The following is a 17,410-nucleotide window of genomic DNA, read 5'->3' on the forward strand; positions in this document are numbered from 1 at the left end:
ACCGTTCCAAAAATGTCAGCCGGAATGGCGAGGGCCTGCCCGGTCACAACGAAGTGGAAAGTGGTGGGAAACGTGGATACAGCTCCATGGGTATGGGTGGTAGTTGCCGTTGTTGTGGTGGTACTGATCGTGCTGCTGCTCCTGGCCGGTGGAAGGCGCCGGAAAGCCATGCAGGAGAAGCGGGACCAGGAGCACCGGGAAAAGGCCGCCGAGATCCGGCGCGAAGCCGAGAACATGGAAATTGATGCCCGCGAACGGGAGGCCAAAGCCATCCGGGCGCGCGCGGACGCCGAGCAGGCGCAGGTTGACGCTGCACGGCTGCGCCAGGAAGCAGAAAAGCGCAGCCAGGAAGCCCAGTCCCTGCGGGGTGACGTTGCCAGCCGTACACGGAAGGCGGACGAACTTGATCCCGACGTAGGGGCGGATGGCAGGCGGCAGGAGCGCCCCGTAGTGCACGACGCCCGGGACGAGCGCCGCGAAGGATACGACGCCGGGCAGGGGCGCCCTGTAGTGAATGCTGCCCGGGAGGATCGCCCTGTACTGAATGACGCCCGGGACGAGCGCCACGAGGGGTACGACGCCCGGGGCGAGCGCCACGAAGGGTACGACGCCCAGCATCTTCAGGACGGCGAGGTCAGCCGCGATGGGCGCGGTCCGGCCCACGCGGGTCCTGCCCGGGACGTGGGCTCAGACATGGGCAGGGATGCAGGGTATCCCGGTGCTGAAAGCGCGGACACCGGCCATGGCGGGCGGTACGGCACTCCTGACGCCGGTGGTGGCCTTGGCGGGCACCATGACGCTCAGGCGGCGGGTGCCGAAGCCGGGATCCCTGAGGCAGAGGCTGAGGCTGGGCGGAGGCGCCAAGCGGACGCCAGGGACGCTGCCGCCGGGCATGGAGTGCGGGACGAGCGCGGCGAGGGCGACCCTCGAACCGGCATCTGAATGCACCGGCATGTGAACGCGCTGCCATCTGACGCGCAGCCATGAAAGATGGAGGCCGCCGCCTTTTTGGTGGCGGCCTCCATCGGGTGCCTTTAGGGGCGGTGCGGCTTCAGGACGGGGGAAGGGCTGACTCCTTCCCCCTTTCCCATGCCCGCAAGCAGTTCCTTGACGGCATCGATCGACGAAACTTTCGGCTCCCAGGCCAAAATGCGTTCCGCGCGGCTGGTGTCCATGATGGGGGCGCCTGCTGCCATCTCCACCCACCCCGAATCGGTGGGTTGCACCCGGGCGCGCCACGTCAGATCAACGACTGCATGGAGCAGCGCCATGGGGATGGGGAGGATCCTCTTGGCGCCAAGGATGCGCCCCAGTTCCTGCGGCGTCAGGACCGGCTCTGCGGCGATATTGAAGGCTCCGCTGGCACGCTGGTCCACCACCCGCCAATAGGCCTCGGCGACATCGTCGGCATGGACTGCCTGGAATACCAGGTTGTCCGGGACAGGCAGTATCGGCAGCCATGGCTTGGGCGGCACCAGCCGGGACAGGACGCGGCCAAGGAAGTACCTGCCGATTTCAGCCCCCGCGTGTTCCTGGAAGATGAGAGCCGGCCGCAGCCGCGCGACGGCGATGCCCGGGTTCGCGGCCATGAAGCCGTCCAGGAGCTTCTCCTGTTCGGCCTTGTGCCGGCTGTAGTGCGAACCGGCCATTCCTCCCGCCGGCCACGACTCGTCCCTGCGCTGGTCCTTACCCGACTTGCTGTAGGCGCCCACCGAAGAGGCGCAGACAACCTGCTTGACTCCCGCCCGGCCTGCGGCATCCAGGACGTTTCTGGTTCCCATGACGTTGGTCCGGTGCAGCATGTCCAGGTCCCGGTTCGGCTGGATCTGCCACGCCAAGTGGACTACCGCATCAACCCCGTCCAGCGCCTGCTCCAGCCGGGGAATGTCCCGCTCCAGGCCCACATCCAAGGTGTGCCAGTGCACGCCGGCGTAGGGCTCCCGGGACGTGTCGGGAACCCTGCGGCTGATTCCCACCAGCTCCAGGCTTCCGGGCTTTCTCTTCAGCTGGCGCTGCAGGTTTCGCAGCAGTGCTGTTCCCGCATTTCCGCTGGCTCCGGTGATGGCAATGCGCATGACGAGACTCCTAGGCGGGTTGGTCCGGTTGCCGTTTACATTCCGAGCTTATAGCGGAGAAGGATTGTTTTATAAGCAAGCTTATGATTTCCTACTTCTAAGTCTTGCCGCAGGCTTTCGGAACCAGACCGAGGGAAACCACACTCATGCCCGAATCCTTTGCCGCACTAGCCGTGGACGCTGCGCCCGTCCACCATCCACAGCCGTTATCCGTATCCCAGCAAACCCCTCCCGCCACCTCAGGGCGGCTCCGGGAGACGTTCGAAAACGACCTGGTCCTAAGGTACCTGGACCTCGCAGAAGCTCTCGCAGCGCGCTTTGAAGCCCGTGGCAGGGAGCGGGCTGACCTGAACCAGGTGGCCTATCTGGGCCTGGTGAAGGCGGCGCGTGGTTTCGACCAGGCCAAAGGGGAGAGCTTCCCCGCCTACGCCGCGCCCACCATCACCGGCGAACTCAAGAGGTACCTCCGGGACCGGACCTGGGTTGTCCGTCCGCCACGCCATATCCAGGACCTAAGGACGCGCCTGTTCCGGGCAGAGCCGGAGCTGACCCAATCCCTGGGCCGCAACCCCAGCGTTGCGGAGCTGGCCGGGGAGCTGGACAGTGACCCGGCAGAGGTGCAGGAGGCCATTTCGGCGTCCAGCAGCATGCACCCGGACTCCCTCGACGCCGTGAACCCGAACTCGGATGCACCCTCCATCGGCGAGGTGCTGGCGTGCCCGGAAACTCCGCTGGAACGGCTTGAAGAGCTTGCCTGCCTCCGTGAGGCGATGCAGGACCTGGATGATTCCGACCGCGAACTTCTGTACCGGCGCTACTTCTGCGAGGAAACCCAGGTGCAGTTGGGAAAGCGGCTGGGAATGTCGCAGATGCAGGTCTCCCGCCGCCTGGCCAAGGTGCTGGTGGGACTGCAGCGCAGGCTGGAGGAAAGCACGCAATCCGGGAGCCCGGAGGCCACAGCCGGCAACGGAACGCCAGGCCGCGCCGTACGGCCAGGCCACCCGGCCGGCCCCGTTGCACCGTTCCACAGGACCGGGAGGGCCGGGCATGCCGGCGCTCCCGTCAAGCGCGTGGACCGGCGCCACGGCGGTACCGGGACCCGGTAGCAGCCCTGCTGCGCGGCACTGCACAAACCCTACATCTTGCCTGCTCAACTGCGTCTTCGTACGCCGCTGCCGCAGCCGGAAAGCCCGCGGCCTTGTTTAGGAGCAACAGCAGGAGGGAACTGGTTGGTTATGGGAAGCTCTGAAATGTCCAAGCTCCGGGCTGTCCTGTTTGACCGGGACGGGACCCTGGTGATCGATGTGCCTTACAACGGTGACCCCGGCAAGGTAAGGCCCGTAGCAGGCGCCAAATCAGTGCTTGACGGCCTGCGGGCGGACGGAATTGCCACCGGGGTGATCAGCAACCAGTCGGGTATTGCCCGCGGCCTGATTACGGCCGACGACGTGGCAAAGGTCAATGCCCGGGTGGAAGAACTCCTGGGACCGTTCGATGTGTGGGAGGTCTGCCCCCACGCGGAGCATGACGGCTGCTCCTGCCGCAAACCCGCTCCGGGCATGGTCCACAGCGCCTGCCGCAAGCTGGGAATCCACGAATCGGAGGCAGCCCTCATCGGGGACATCGGTGCCGACGTCGGGGCAGCAGAGGCTGCCGGCGCCATCGGGGTCCTGGTCCCCACGCCCGTAACCCGTGCCGAGGAGGTGGCCGCGGCGCGGCTGGTCGCTTCCGATCTGGCGTCCGCCGTAAGCCTGCTGCAGGAGACGCCCTGATGGGGCGCGTCCTGGTGGCCCGGCTGGACAGCATGGGCGATGTCCTTCTGGCCGGCCCCGCGGTCCGCGCGGTGGCCAACGGCCGCGCCCAGCATGGCGGCAGCACCAACCATGTGGTGATGCTGTGCGGCCGGCAGGGTGAAGCGGCCGCTGCCATGCTTCCCGGCGTCGCCGAGGTCTACAGCTGGGACAGCCCCTGGATCATGAATCCGGCACCCCGGATGACCGGCCCGCACGCGGACCGGCTGATCGAATACGTCCGTAATTCCCGCATCACCGAAGCCGTTATCCTCACCTCTTTCCACCAATCACCCCTGCCGTTGGCCCTGTTGCTGCGCCTGGCGGGCGTGGAGCGCATCACCGGTGCCTCCACCGATTACGCTGGCTCGCTGCTTGACGTGCGCCTGAAACCGGGGGAGGACTTTCCCGAAGACCAGCCCGAAGCGGAACGGGCGCTGGGCATCGCCGAGGCCGCAGGCTTCCGGCTCCCTCCGGGCGATGACGGAAAGCTGCGCGTCAACTCCGTGGCCGAAGTGGCAGCGCTCGTGGGTACGGAGCCCTATGTCGTGGTCCACCCCGGAGCGGCAGTTCCTGCCAGGGCGTGGCCTCCTCTGCACCATGCGGCCGCCGTCGAGCTCCTCCAGGGTGCCGGCTACCGCGTCGTGGTGACCGGCGGTCCCGGCGAGACGTCGCTGACGGCCACGGTGGCGGGCCCCTCCGCCCTGGACCTCGGCGGACGGACCGACCTTGCCACCATGGCAGGCGTCATGGCCGGCGCCGATGCCGTCATCAGTGGCAACACCGGCCCGGCCCACCTGGCAGCCGCGGTGGGCACACCCGTGGCGTGCCTGTTTTCACCCGTGGTCCCGGCCATCCGCTGGGCGCCCTACGGCGTGCCCCTGGAACTCCTTGGGGACCAGAACGCACCCTGCCGCATGTCCCGCGCCCGGGTATGCCCGGTTCCCGGCCATCCGTGCCTCGACTCTGTCTCGCCCGAGGAAGTCGTGGCGGCCGTGGAACGCCTGATCAGCGGAGTGAGCTCCTTCAGCACCCACGTCAGCACCCGTAGAAAGGCCCGCAACAGATGAGAATCCTGCTCTGGCATGTCCACGGTTCCTGGACGGACGCTTTTGTCCGCGGCCGTCACGAATACCTGCTTCCCGTCCTGCCCGAAGGCGGGGCCTGGGGACTGGGCCGCGCCGGCAGGGACTGGCCGGAATCAGTGCGGGAGGTGGACCTGGCGGCCCTCGACGGCGACGCCGTGGACGCCGTCGTCCTCCAACGGCCCGAAGAAATCGACGAAGTGGCCCGGGCCCTGGGCCGGATCCCCGGCGTCGACCTGCCGGCCGTGTTCGTGGAACACAACACGCCCAAAGGCAATTTCCCAAACATCAGCCATCCGCTCGCCGACCAGACCGTGATCCCGGTGGTCCACGTGACCCATTTCAACCGGTTGGCGTGGGACAACGGCGCCGCCCCCACCACGGTAATCGAGCACGGGATCCCGGACCCTGGACAGCTGTATACGGGCGAGCTGCCCGAGCTGGGCGTCGTGGTCAATGAGCCCGTCCGGCGTGGCCGGGTCACAGGGACGGACCTCCTGCCCGCCTTCGCCTCCGTGGCGCCCCTGCAGGTGTTCGGCATGAAGACCGACGGGCTCGCGGCAGCCACCGGAATCGGGGACGCGCGGCTGACGTCCCGTGGCGACCTCAAAACGCGGGACCTGCACCGGGAGCTTGCGCGCTGCCGGGTCTACGTCCACCCGATGCGCTGGACCTCGCTGGGGCTGTCCCTGTTGGAGGCCATGCACCTGGGAATGCCCGTGGTGGTGCTTGCCGCCACGGAAGCTCCCAGGGCAGTGCCGCAGGAAGCCGGCGTGGTCTCGGCAGACATGGATGAGCTGCTTCAGTGCGCCGGGCGCCTGGTCGCTAATCCGGATGAAGCCCGACGGCGGGGACTCGCCGCCCGGGAGGCGGCGCTGGAGCGTTATGGCCTGGGCAAGTTCCAGGACCGCTGGGATGAGCTCCTGGCGGACCTGCGCAGCCGGCCCCGGCACTCCGTCAACGAACGGCCGGACGAGCGGATCCTCGTCCCGGCGCGGGAGAGGAAGACCCCATGAAAATCGCGATGATTTCCGAACACGCCAGTCCCTTGGCGGCACTGGGCGGGGTGGACGCCGGCGGCCAGAACGTTCACGTGGCCGCGCTGTCCGAGGCCCTTGCCAAGCGGGGCCACCACGTCACCGTGTATACCCGCAGGGACGCAACGGAGCTCCCCGAACGGGTCCGGGTAGGACGCGGCCTCGAGGTGGTCCACGTGGACGCCGGGCCCGCCCGCCACGTGCCCAAGGACGACCTGCTGCCCTACATGGGGGAGCTCGCGGACGGGGTGTCCCGGGACTGGGGGCAGCGGCCGCCGGATGTGGTTCACGGCCACTTCTGGATGTCCGGCCTGGCCGCACTGGACGCGGCCAGGCGGCCCGAAACCGGGTACCGCGTCCCCATGCTCCAGACCTTCCACGCCCTGGGCACCGTCAAACGCAGGCACCAGGGCGCCGAAGACACCAGCCCCGAGGAACGCCGCTGGCTGGAACCGGGAGTGGGACGTTCCGCGGACCGGATCATCGCCACCTGTTCCGATGAAGTCTTCGAGCTAAAGGCCATGGGCATCGCAACCGGAAAAATCTCGATCGCGCCCTGCGGCGTGGACCTGAACTTCTTTTCGCCGGAGGGGCCGGTGGCCGCAAGGAAGCGCCGCTACCGCATCCTGTCGGTAGGGCGGCTGGTGCGGCGCAAGGGCGTCGACCTGGTGATCCGCTCGCTCCCGTACCTCAAAGCGGCGGGATTCGAGGACGTCGAACTCCTGATCGTGGGCGGCGGCGGGGACTCCACCGTGATGCACAAGGACCCGGAAATCCGCCGCCTGCTGGACCTTGCCGCCGAGCTCGGTGTGTCCGGACACGTGACGCTGCAGGGACAGGTGCCGCGGGCCGAAATGCCGGGCATCTTCCGCAGCGCCGACGCCGTGGTGTGCGCGCCCTGGTACGAGCCCTTCGGCATCGTGCCGCTGGAGGCCATGGCGTGCGGCGTTCCGGTGGTGGCTGCTGCAGTGGGCGGCCTGCGGGACACCGTGGTGGACCACGCCACCGGCCTGCACGTGCCACCCCGGGATCCCGAAGCCATTGCATCGGCCCTGTCGCTGCTCCTGGAAAACCCCACCCTCAGGGCAAAGCTGGGCCAGGCCGGAGAGCGGCGTGCCCGCACCCGCTACTCCTGGGACCGGGTGGCCGCGGAAACGGAAAAGGCCTACCAGCTTGCCGTGGCCGGGGCGCCGGCCAGCGCTTCAGCCGGAATCGTACCGATGGAAGGAGCCGCACTGTGACCGCTGAATCAACCCTGCGCGAAGCAGACCTGCGCACCCTGACCGCAGCCCCGGCACTGCCTGCGGTGCTCCCCGGTGCCACGTTCGTTGATCCCGCCAGCGCCGACGCGGTCCGCCTGCACCTGGACAACGTGCTTCCGGCCCTGGACTCGCTGCGCAGCCAGTCAGGCCGGCTCGCCGCCTGGGGCGTGGAGCTGGCACAGCGGCTGCTGCGCGGCCAAAGGCTCCTGGCCGCCGGCAACGGTGGATCTGCCGCCGAGGCGCAGCACCTGACCGCGGAACTGGTGGGCCGGTTCGACAGCGAACGCGTCCCCTTCTCCGCCATCTCCCTGCACGCCGAGTCGTCAGCCATGACCGCCATCGCCAATGACTACGGCTACGACGACGTCTTTGCCCGGCAGGTGCGCGCGCACGGCCGCTCCGGCGACGTGCTGATACTGCTGTCCACCAGTGGGAAGAGCCCCAACCTGCTGCGGGCCGTGGACGTTGCCGCCCGGCTCAACATGACCACCTGGGCGCTGACCGGCGCCGGTCCCAACCCCTTGGCGGACGCCTGCGATGAGGCAGTCATGATCGACGCCCTGAACGCCAACGCCCAGGAAGGGCACCTGATCGCCCTGCACGCCGTCTGCCGCGCCTTCGACCTCGAGGTTGCCCGGCACACGCCGGCCTCCTTCCCCGGGATGGCAAACGGGGGCCGGCCATGAGGATCGTCGTCGTGGGCGACGTCATGCTCGACGTCGACCTCTCCGGTGAAGCCACCAGGCTCAGCCCGGACGCCCCCGTCCCCGTCGTGGACATTTCCGGCGTCCGCCGCCGTGCCGGCGGCGCGGGCCTGGTGGCGCGCATGCTGGCCCAGGACGGCTGGCCCGTCACCCTGGTGACAGTGCTGGGGGATGACGACGCCGGCAGCCAGTTGCGCACGCAACTCGCCGGAGTGCAGCTCGTGGCAGGAACCAGCGGCCACCCGTCGCCGGTCAAGACCCGGGTGCGGGCAGGCTCCCACCCGGTGGTCCGCTTTGACCAGGGCTGCGAACGGACTCCCATCCCCGACGTCAGCCCGGCCATGCTGCGCGCAGTGGAAAAAGCCGGTGTGGTCATCGTGGCCGACTATGGCAGGGGACTGGCGGCCAACCCCCAGCTGCGCGGGCTGCTGGGCCGCCTGGCCGGTTCGGTGCCCATCGTGTGGGACCCGCACCCCTCAGGCCCGGAACCGGTACCGGGGGTTGCCGTAGTGACACCGAACATTTCCGAAGCGACCAAGGCGGTCCAGGCCGCAGGGAACGTCCCCACCTCGGTGGAGGGTGTTGCGCAGGTCCTGCTGGAGCGGTGGCGCAGCCAGGCCGTCCTGGTGACCAAAGGCGAGGAAGGGGCGGTCCTGCTGCAGCAGGGGGATGCCTCTTCCCGCGCCGTTCCCGCCCCAAGGGTGGAAGCCGGGGACCCCTGCGGGGCCGGCGACCGCCTGGCGGCCGGCCTGGCGGTGCACCTCCTGGCCGGCCGAGGGCTGCCCGAAGCGGCGGCCCTCGCCGTCCAGGACGCCGCCGATTTCCTGGCGGCCGGAGGCGTGTCGGCGCTGCCCGATGCCCAGGGGCAGGTTGCGGCCCCGGACCACCATGGTGGTGCACCGAACCGGGGCCGGCGCACCACCGAACCGCTGCTGCTGGCCCGCTCCGTGCGCGAAAACGGCGGGAAGGTAGTTGCCACGGGCGGCTGCTTCGACCTGATCCACGCCGGCCACATCAGGTCCCTCGCCGCGGCCAGGGAACTGGGGGACTGCCTCGTCGTGTGCCTCAACTCGGATGATTCGGTGCGGCGGCTCAAGGGCCCGCAGCGGCCCATCATCGGCCAGCACGACAGGGCCGAACTGCTCCTCGCGATGGAATGCGTGGACGCGGTGATGGTCTTCGACGAGGACACCCCCGAAGCCGCCCTGGACCGGCTCCGACCCGACATCTGGGTCAAGGGCGGCGACTACAAGGGAGCCCGCCTGCCCGAGGCTGACCTGGTGGAACGGTGGGGCGGCCGCTGCCTCACCGTTCCCTTCCACCCCGCCCGTTCCACCACAGGCCTGGCGGACGCACTCGCCAAGGTCAGCTGAACTTCTCTTCGCATTGTCTTGTTTTCCCCATTGAAAGGAACACCATGACCGCAGAATCAACCGCAACTGCCGCCACCACGCCCGGACGCATCCTTGTCACGGGAGGTGCCTCCGGACTGGGGGCCGCCGTCGTCGAGGCCGTCCTTCGCTCCGGCGGGACGCCGGTGGTCCTGGACCGCGACATCAGCGCCGTCTCCGGGGTGAAGGCGTTCGAAGTGGACGTCGCGGACCGCGCGGCCGTGGAGCACGCGGTCCGGGAAGCCGCCGAAACCCTGGGCGGCCTGGACGCGGTGGTCACTGCTGCCGGGATCGACCGCTGCGGCAAGCTCGCCGACGTCGAAGCCACCGAGTGGGAAAAGGTCATCGGGGTCAACCTGATGGGCACCGTTTCCGTGGTGCGTGCGGCCCTGCCCTACCTCAAGGAAACCCACGGCCGCGTGGTCACCGTGGCATCCACCCTGGGCAAGCGCGCCGTGGCCGATGCCACCGCGTACTGCGCCTCCAAGTTCGGCGTGGTGGGGTTCAGCCACGCATTGGCCGCGGAAACCGGCGGCGAAATCGGCGTCACCACTATGATCCCGGGCGGCATGAAGACCCGGTTCTTCGATGACCGGACCGAGCAGTACAAGCCGCAGGACGATTCCCGGCTCAACGACCCCGCCAACACGGCGCAGGCCATCCTCTTCGCCTTGAACCAGCCCACCGGCTGCGAGGTCAGGGAAATGCTGATCTGCCACGAGGAAGAAGGCTCCTGGCCCTAAGCCGGGTACCGGCCGCCGCCCGCGGCACAGCAGGACCACCAGCACCCACATGCCAGCAGCGACATACCCACACCGAAAGGCGGGAGGAACACCATGCCCACCACAGCCACTGAAACAACCGCAGGCAAGGAAACAGTCGGGGACGCCGGCATCACCATCCAGGACCCGCGGACCGGTGAAGTGCTCTGGACGGTGCCCCAGGCGGGCCCGGACGCAGTGAATGATGCCGTGGACGTGGCCCGCAGGACTGCGCCCGGATGGGCAGCGACAGCGCCGGCCGAGCGTGGTGCCGCACTCCGCGCCGCCGCCAGGGCGCTTGATGCTGCCGCCCAGGAGCTTGCGGGGCTGAATGCCAGCGAAACCGGGCGGCCGGAAGCGGAGGCACTGGCGGGCATCGCCGCCGCCGTGTCCACCCTGGAACAATATGCAGAACTGGGCCCGGTGCACCGCGGCCACAGCCTCCGCGGCAGCCGGCTCGCCTCCGACTACACCGTTGCGGAGCCGCGCGGCGTGGCCGTCCTGCTGACCCCCTGGAATGATCCGGTGGCAGTGGCCTGCGGCCTGATCGGGGCCGCCTTGGTGACGGGCAACGCGGTCATCCACAAGCCCAGCGAGCGCTGCCCCCGGCTGGGTGAGGCGCTGGGCGAGGTCCTGGCACCGGCCTTCCCTGCTGGCGTCTTCCTGACCCTCTCGGGCGGCGCGGACGTGGGGGCAGCCCTGTCACAGGCGGAGGTGGACGTGATCGCCCACGTGGGTTCCAGCGCCTCCGGCGCCCGGATCGCAGAAGCGGGGGCCCGCACCGGCGCACACGTCATCCGGGAAAACGGCGGCAATGATCCCCTGCTGGTGGACCGCGACGTGGACCCGGCGTGGGCTGCGGAGCAGGCTGCGATCGGTGCGTTCGCCAACAGTGGCCAGATCTGCACGTCCGTGGAACGCATCTACGTCCATAAAGACATCGCTGCCGCGTTCTGCAGCGCCCTGGAGGCCGAGGCCGCACTGCGGAACAGCAACGGATCCGTGGCGCCGCTGGTGGACCTCCGGATGCGGGACGCCGTCCACGGTCACGTCGCCGAGGCCCTGGGCCAGGGCGCCCGCGCCGTTGAAGGCGGTTCGCTGCCGGACGGGCCCGGCTCGTTCTACCCGGCCACCGTGCTCCTCGGCTGCACCGAAGGAATGCAGGTCATGACCGAGGAGACGTTCGGACCGGTGGCCCCGGTCCAGGTGGTGGACACGTTCGACGACGGCCTGCGCCTGGCCTGTAGCGGCAAGTACGGCCTGGCCGCCACCGTCCTGAGCAGCAACATCGCGCACATCCAGCAGGCAGTGGCCGCGCTGCCGGTGGGAACAGTCAAGGTCAACGCGGTCTTCGGCGGCGCTCCCGGCGGCGCGGCCCAGCCCCGCGGCGAGAGCGGCGCCGGGTTCGGCTACGGACCCGAGCTGCTGGACGAATTCAGCCAAGTCAAGGTGGTCCACATCGCAGCGCCACCGGCGCCGGCGGAGGCCGGCGCCGGATCCGTCATCGATGAACAGGACCTGCCATGAGCATGTCCCCGGACTCCACTGACCTCTCCACCCAGCGGGCATTGACCGACTGGCTGCCCGGCAGGCTGGCAGCGGAACAGCCATCGATCCTGGTGATCGGCGACGTCATGCTCGATGGCTGGTGGAGCGGCAGCATCGAACGGCTGTGCCGCGAAGCCCCCGCACCCGTGGTGGACATCCAAACCCGCGAATCGGTCCCCGGCGGGGCGGCCAATACCGCCATGAACCTGGCGGCCCTGGGGGCTAAGGTGGCGGTGGCCGGCATTATCGGCACGGACGACGCCGGTGAGGACCTGCGCGGGCAGCTTGCCGCGGCGGGCATCGACGTCCAGCACCTGCAGTCCCATCCGGACATGGTCACCACCACCAAGATACGCATCAGCAGCGGCGGCCAGGTGATGCTGCGCCTCGACGACTCGGCCAGGGCTGTCCCGGCCGACGCCCTGGACGCGCTCGCCGCCTCGGTGCGTGCCGCCGTCGGACACCGGGACGCTGTCCTGGTGTGCGACTACGGGACCGGGGTGGTGGCGGACCCCGTCCGCACGGTCCTGGCCGATGTCCTGGGGACCGGCACGGCCGGAAAAGACCGGCCGCTGGTGGTGGTCGATGCCCACGACCCGCGGGCCTGGGCCGCGCTGCAACCTGACCTGGTGACCCCGAATGCGCAGGAAACCGCGCGGCTGCTGGACCGGAAGCTGCCAGAAGGCCAGGAGCGGGTGGAGGCCGTGGCCGCGGAGGCCGGGGCGCTGCTCCGTGGCACCGGCTCGCGCGCCGTGGTGGTCACTTTGGACCGGGACGGAACCGTCCTGCTGACTCCCGACGGCGTCCGGCACCGGACGTGGGCGCGGCCGGCTGCGGAGAAACAGGCATCCGGAGCGGGCGACACGTTTGTCGCTGCCCTGACGCTGGCCCGCGCGGCCGGCCTGCCGCTGACCGCCAGCCTGGACCTGGCCCAGTCGGCGGCCGACGTGGTGGTCCACCAGCCGGGCACCTCAGTGTGCAGCACCGCCCAGCTCAGCCGGTACCTGGAAGCCTTCGCCGATACTGCCCTGAGCGCGGACGAACTGGAGCGGCAGATGGAGCTTCACCGCGCCCAGGGCCAGCGGATCGTGCTGACCAACGGATGCTTCGACGTCCTGCACAGCGGCCATACCCGGTACCTCAACCAGGCCAAACAGCTGGGCGACATCCTGGTGGTGGCGCTGAACAGCGACGATTCCGTCCGCCGGCTCAAAGGGGCCGGCCGGCCCATCAACAACATGGCAGACCGGGCAGCGGTGGTGGCCGCGCTGAGCTGCGTGGACTACGTGACGGTGTTCGATACCCCCACGGCCGCGCCGCTGATCCGCAGGCTCCGGCCCGAGGTGTACGCCAAGGGCGGGGACTACACCCCCGAGATGTTGGCGGAAACCCCCGCAGTGGAGGAGTACGGCGGCCGCGTGGCCATCCTGGACTATGTGGCGGAACGGTCCACCACCGCCGTGGTGAACCGGATCCGGGACGGCCAGGGGGCTGCCAGCCCTGCCACCTAGGCCCCGCCAGCCAGGGCCTGTCACATAGGGTTGAAGCATGACTGAAGCGGATCACGGGTAATGGGCAAACGCGGAAAGTCAGGAGGCAGGGCCGGCCGCCCGGCAGCCGGTGTGGTCGAGGTGCCCAAAGGATCAGTGGTGAACGGTCCGGTGGAGGGCGTCTACTACATCGACACCGGCGATTGCGAGCTGATCGCCGACCAGGACAACTCCACCGGCTGGCTCCTGAAGATCAACGGCGTCATGAGCTCGCACATCGACCTCGCCGACCCCCTGTTCCTGGACTTCGAGTACATGCGGTGGATGGCGGCGCTCATCGAGTCCCGCTGGCCGCCGTCGGCCGCGCACAAACTGCGCGGGCTGCACCTGGGCGGCGGCGCCTGCTCCATGGCCCGCTACTTTTCCGCCGCCTACCCGGACGCACGCCAGGTGGTGGTGGAGCTGGACGGGAAGCTCGCCGAGTACGTGCGCGGCTGGTTCGACCTCCCCAAGGCGCCCCTGCTGCGGATCCGCGTGGGGGAGGCCCGCGCCGTCACGGAAACCCTCACTGCCCAGACCAGGGACTTCATCATCCGCGACGTCTTTGCCGGCGCATTCACCCCCCGTCCGCTGACCACCGCCGAATTCACCGCGCATGCCAAGCGGGTCCTGGCCCCCGGTGGGCTCTATGTCGCCAATTCCGGCGACGCACCGGACCTGAAAAACGCCCGGGAGGACGCCGCCACCATCGCGGCGGCGTTCAAACACACCGTGATCATCGCCGATCCCGCCATGCTGAAGGGCCGGCGGTACGGAAACATGGTGATGGCCGGCAGCGACGTGCCCTTCGGCGACGATCCGCAACTGCGCCGCCGGCTCCTCGGCGGGGCAGTCCCGGCACACCTGTGGGATGACGCCCAGGTGCGGGCATTCGCGGCCGGAGCGCCGGTCCGCCACGACCCACCCCCACCGCCATCGATTGCTGAGTAACTGCCGTTTTCAGCGGTCAAAACGGCAGTTACTCAGCAGTCGACGGGCTTAACCCTTGCCCAACAGCGCGCCGCGGTGCTCGGCCATCCGTTCACGGAGTGCCTGCACGACGGCGGCCACCGCGGGGCGGCGCAGCGAATCAGGGCGCAGGACCATCCAGTAGGGGAGCAGTTCCCCGATCTTGTCAGGCAGCAGGCGGACCAGGTCATCGTGGAGGTCGGCCATGAAGCACGGCAGGAACCCGACGCCCGCGCCGGCCCGGGTCGCCTCCACATGGACGAACACGTTGGTGGAGGTCAGCCCGTCCTTCATGGCGGGAACCAGCCGCCTTGGCGCGTCCAGGTCGTCCACCTGCAGCATCGAGTCCACGAAGTAGACCAGCGGGTGCCCGTTCAGTTCTGCCACGGTGGCCGGCGTCCCATGCTCCGCAAGGTAGGCGCGGGAGGCGTACATGCCCAGGCGGTATTCGCCCAGCCGGATGGCCTCCGCGCGGTGCACCTGCGGCTCGCCCACCACCACCTCGATGTCCAGCCCGGACCGCTGCTGCAGTGCCCGGCGGGTCATGGTGACTACCTCCACGCTCAGGCCCGGGTGGTCCCGGCGCAGCCGCGCCACGGCCGGGGCGGCAATGTAGGCGCTGAAGCCATCGGTCGCGGTCATGCGCACGACGCCGGCAACCGGGTCGGGTGCCTGGCCGGCCGGTCCCAGCGTGCCCAGCACCGCCTCCACCTGTTCGGCCGCCCGCACGGCCCGTTCGCCGAGTTCCGTCAGCTCCCAGCCACCCGCGGCGCGGGACAGCACCCGGCCGCCCAGCGACTTCTCCAGCGCGGCGATCCTGCGCGAGACCGTGGTGTGGTTCAAGCCCAGGGCCTGGGCCGCCGTCGTGAATCTGGCGGAGCGGGACACCGCCAGAAGGACCAGCAGGTCATCAGGGTTCGCATTCATATCTGCAATTGTGCACACGTTGACTGCCTCTTTGGCCATTGAAGTGCATCCTTTGTGCAGCAATACTCATCTGAGTCACTTGTGCTGGAGATCACAGCGCGTGTCAATGTGGACACTAGGAGAAACAATGAGCGTAGAGCAGCGCCCGGCCAACAACGCCGGGCATGCACCCGAAGGATCAGGACTGAAGAGGATTGTTGCCGCCTCCATGGTGGGCACCGTTGTGGAATGGTACGAGTTCTTCCTCTACGCCACCGCTGCCACCCTGGTCTTCGGCAAGTACTTCTTTCCGTCAACGGGCAACGACCTGGACGGAATCATCCAGGCCTTCCTCACCTACGCCGTCGGCTTCATCGCCCGTCCCCTGGGCGGCATCGTGTTCGGCCAGATCGGTGACAAGCTGGGCCGCAAACCCACCCTGCAGCTCACCATCGTGATCATCGGCATCTCCACGTTCCTGATGGGCTGCCTGCCCGGCTTCGCCGACATCGGTTACCTGGCCCCCGCGCTGCTGGTGGCCCTGCGCTTCATCCAGGGCTTCGCCCTGGGCGGCGAGTGGGGCGGCGCCGTGCTCCTGGTGGCCGAACACAGCCCCAACAAGACGCGCGCCTTCTGGTCCAGCTGGCCCCAGGCCGCCGTCCCGGTGGGCAACCTCCTGGCCACCCTGGTGCTGTACATCATGTCCACCGCCCTCAGCAGCGAGGCGTTCCTCGGCTGGGGCTGGCGCGTGGCGTTCTGGCTCTCCGCCGTTATCGTCTTCGTGGGCTACTACATCCGCACCAACGTCAGCGAGTCGCCCATCTTCCTCGAAGCCAAGGAACTGGTGGAGAAGGAACAGGCCGTCAGCTACGGCGTCTTCGAGGTCCTGCGCAAGTACCCCAAGGGCATCTTCCAGGCCATGGGCCTGCGGTTCGCGGAAAACATCATGTACTACCTGGTGGTCAGCTTCGCGATTGTCTACCTCAAGAGCGTGCACAAGTACGACACTTCATCGCTCCTGCTGGCGCTGCTGATCGCCCACGTCATCCACTTCGCCATCATTCCGCAGTACGGCCGGCTGGCAGACCGGATCGGCCGCAAGCCCGTCTACCTGGCGGGTGCCATCCTGGGTGCCACCTGGCCGTTCTTCGCCTTCCCGATGTTCGATACCCGGAACGCAGTGGTCATCGTCCTGGCCGTCACCATCGGCCTGTGCCTGCACGGCCTGATGTACGCGGGACAGCCGGCCATCATGGCCGAGATGTTCCCCACCCGCATGCGGTACTCGGGCGCATCCCTCGGCTCGCAGGTCACGTCCATCTTCGCCGGATCCCTGGCGCCGCTGCTGGCCACCCAGTGGCTGAAGGACACCGGTTCGTGGGTGCCCACCGCCATTTACCTGGTGGTGGCCTGTGCCATCACCACCGTGGCCGTGCTAAGCCTGAAGGAAACCAAGGGCATTGCCCTGGAGGATGTGGACAAGGAAGACGCGGCCCGCGAAGGTCTGCTGACCGCTGCACGGCGTTGACCTGGCTGGTGGGCTGACCGGGGCGTTTGACCGGTTGGGCGCACAAGTCGTTGGCTGTACACAAGGAGAACTGCAATGGACAACACATTGAATGGACGCAAGGCGCTGGTCACCGGCGGAGCCAGCGGAATCGGGGCCGCGTGCGTGCGCGCACTTGCGGCGCGGGGAGCCAAAGTGGTGGTGGCCGACGTCGACGCCGCCGCTGCTGCGGCCCTCGCCGATGAGGTGGGCGGGAGTGCCTGGGAAGTGGACCTGCTGGATGTCGACGCCCTGGCCGCACTGAGCCTGGACTGCGACATCCTGGTCAACAACGCCGGCATCCAGCGCATCAACCCCATCGAGGAGTTCGATCCCGCGGACTTCCGCCGGATCATCAGCCTGATGCTGGAGGCCCCGTTCCTGCTCATCCGGGCCGCCCTGCCGCACATGTACGCCAACAACTTCGGCCGCGTCATCAACCTGTCCTCGGTGCACGGCCTCCGCGCATCTCCGTTCAAAAGCGCGTATGTCTCCGCCAAGCACGGTCTCGAAGGACTCAGCAAGGTGACCGCACTTGAAGGGGGCCCGCACGGTGTTACATCGAACTGCGTCAACCCCGGATACGTGCGCACGCCCTTGGTGGAGAAGCAGCTCGCGGACCAGGCCAAGATGCACGGCATCCCGGAGTCCGAGGTCCTCGCGAAGGTGATGCTCACCGAAGCCGCCATCAAGCGCCTGGTGGAACCGGACGAGGTAGCCTCCCTGGTGGCCTGGCTGGCGTCCCCGGATGCCGGCATGGTCACCGGTGCCAGCTACACCATGGACGGCGGCTGGTCAGCCCGTTAG

At 68.6% G+C, this 17,410-nt stretch carries 16 protein-coding genes; 14 read left to right on the forward strand and 2 right to left on the reverse strand.

The window, feature by feature from the left end; all coding sequences use genetic code 11:
- Nucleotides 1-72 precede the first annotated feature (72 nt).
- Nucleotides 73-942, forward strand: a complete 870-nt coding sequence (gene ccmD / locus LDO22_RS16225) for a heme exporter protein CcmD (RefSeq protein WP_224024582.1) — start codon at nt 73-75, stop codon at nt 940-942.
- A 92-nt stretch (nt 943-1,034) separates the two neighbouring features.
- Here ccmD and LDO22_RS16230 read toward each other — a convergent pair whose 3' ends face one another.
- Nucleotides 1,035-2,075 (reverse strand): NAD-dependent epimerase/dehydratase family protein, encoded by a 1,041-nt coding sequence (locus tag LDO22_RS16230; RefSeq protein ID WP_224024585.1) that lies wholly within the window; start codon nt 2,073-2,075, stop codon nt 1,035-1,037.
- 146 nt (nt 2,076-2,221) lie between these two features.
- On the opposite strand from LDO22_RS16230, the gene LDO22_RS16235 reads away from it, so the two are divergent.
- The 11 genes from LDO22_RS16235 to LDO22_RS16285 all read left to right on the forward strand — a co-directional run bounded on the left by LDO22_RS16235 (nt 2,222) and on the right by LDO22_RS16285 (nt 14,133).
- Nucleotides 2,222-3,181, forward strand: coding sequence for a sigma-70 family RNA polymerase sigma factor (locus LDO22_RS16235; RefSeq protein ID WP_224024586.1), 960 nt, complete (start codon nt 2,222-2,224; stop codon nt 3,179-3,181).
- Nucleotides 3,182-3,310: 129 nt separating this feature from the next.
- Complete coding sequence (locus LDO22_RS16240) at nt 3,311-3,847, forward strand: HAD family hydrolase (RefSeq protein WP_224024588.1); 537 nt, start codon at nt 3,311-3,313, stop codon at nt 3,845-3,847.
- Nucleotides 3,847-4,935: a glycosyltransferase family 9 protein gene (locus LDO22_RS16245; RefSeq protein ID WP_224024590.1), complete on the forward strand. Its 1,089-nt coding sequence runs from the start codon at nt 3,847-3,849 to the stop codon at nt 4,933-4,935. The genes LDO22_RS16240 and LDO22_RS16245 overlap by 1 nt, the downstream gene beginning before the upstream one ends.
- Complete coding sequence (locus tag LDO22_RS16250) at nt 4,932-5,966, forward strand: glycosyltransferase (protein WP_224024592.1); 1,035 nt, start codon at nt 4,932-4,934, stop codon at nt 5,964-5,966. Before LDO22_RS16245 ends, LDO22_RS16250 begins: the two co-directional genes overlap by 4 nt.
- On the forward strand, nt 5,963-7,228 hold the full coding sequence (locus LDO22_RS16255; protein WP_224024594.1) for a glycosyltransferase: 1,266 nt from the start codon (nt 5,963-5,965) through the stop codon (nt 7,226-7,228). Before LDO22_RS16250 ends, LDO22_RS16255 begins: the two co-directional genes overlap by 4 nt.
- Nucleotides 7,225-7,935, forward strand: coding sequence for an SIS domain-containing protein (locus tag LDO22_RS16260; RefSeq protein ID WP_224024596.1), 711 nt, complete (start codon nt 7,225-7,227; stop codon nt 7,933-7,935). Before LDO22_RS16255 ends, LDO22_RS16260 begins: the two co-directional genes overlap by 4 nt.
- Complete coding sequence (locus LDO22_RS16265) at nt 7,932-9,326, forward strand: PfkB family carbohydrate kinase (protein WP_224024598.1); 1,395 nt, start codon at nt 7,932-7,934, stop codon at nt 9,324-9,326. The genes LDO22_RS16260 and LDO22_RS16265 overlap by 4 nt, the downstream gene beginning before the upstream one ends.
- A 44-nt stretch (nt 9,327-9,370) precedes the next feature.
- Nucleotides 9,371-10,087 carry an SDR family oxidoreductase gene (locus LDO22_RS16270; RefSeq protein WP_224024600.1) on the forward strand — a complete coding sequence of 239 codons (717 nt, stop codon included), beginning with the start codon at nt 9,371-9,373 and terminating at the stop codon, nt 10,085-10,087.
- A 93-nt stretch (nt 10,088-10,180) separates the two neighbouring features.
- Entirely contained in the window at nt 10,181-11,632 is a 1,452-nt protein-coding gene (locus LDO22_RS16275) for an aldehyde dehydrogenase family protein (protein WP_224024602.1), read from the forward strand.
- The gene (gene rfaE2 / locus LDO22_RS16280) at nt 11,629-13,164 is read left to right on the forward strand and encodes a D-glycero-beta-D-manno-heptose 1-phosphate adenylyltransferase (RefSeq protein ID WP_224024604.1); all 1,536 of its coding nucleotides are present in this window, start codon (nt 11,629-11,631) and stop codon (nt 13,162-13,164) included. Before LDO22_RS16275 ends, rfaE2 begins: the two co-directional genes overlap by 4 nt.
- 60 nt (nt 13,165-13,224) lie before the next feature.
- Nucleotides 13,225-14,133: a fused MFS/spermidine synthase gene (locus LDO22_RS16285; protein WP_224024606.1), complete on the forward strand. Its 909-nt coding sequence runs from the start codon at nt 13,225-13,227 to the stop codon at nt 14,131-14,133.
- A gap of 48 nt (nt 14,134-14,181) precedes the next feature.
- Here LDO22_RS16285 and LDO22_RS16290 read toward each other — a convergent pair whose 3' ends face one another.
- The gene (locus tag LDO22_RS16290; RefSeq protein WP_224024609.1) at nt 14,182-15,078 is read right to left on the reverse strand and encodes a LysR family transcriptional regulator; all 897 of its coding nucleotides are present in this window, start codon (nt 15,076-15,078) and stop codon (nt 14,182-14,184) included.
- Between the two features lie 127 nt (nt 15,079-15,205).
- Between LDO22_RS16290 and LDO22_RS16295 the strand changes: the two genes are divergently transcribed.
- Both LDO22_RS16295 and LDO22_RS16300 read left to right on the forward strand, forming a co-directional pair.
- Nucleotides 15,206-16,585, forward strand: a complete 1,380-nt coding sequence (locus tag LDO22_RS16295) for an MFS transporter (RefSeq protein WP_224024610.1) — start codon at nt 15,206-15,208, stop codon at nt 16,583-16,585.
- Nucleotides 16,586-16,660: 75 nt separating this feature from the next.
- Complete coding sequence (locus tag LDO22_RS16300; RefSeq protein ID WP_224024612.1) at nt 16,661-17,410, forward strand: 3-hydroxybutyrate dehydrogenase; 750 nt, start codon at nt 16,661-16,663, stop codon at nt 17,408-17,410.

The sequence above is a fragment of the Arthrobacter sp. NicSoilC5 genome (assembly GCF_019977395.1).
GTDB lineage: Bacteria > Actinomycetota > Actinomycetes > Actinomycetales > Micrococcaceae > Arthrobacter.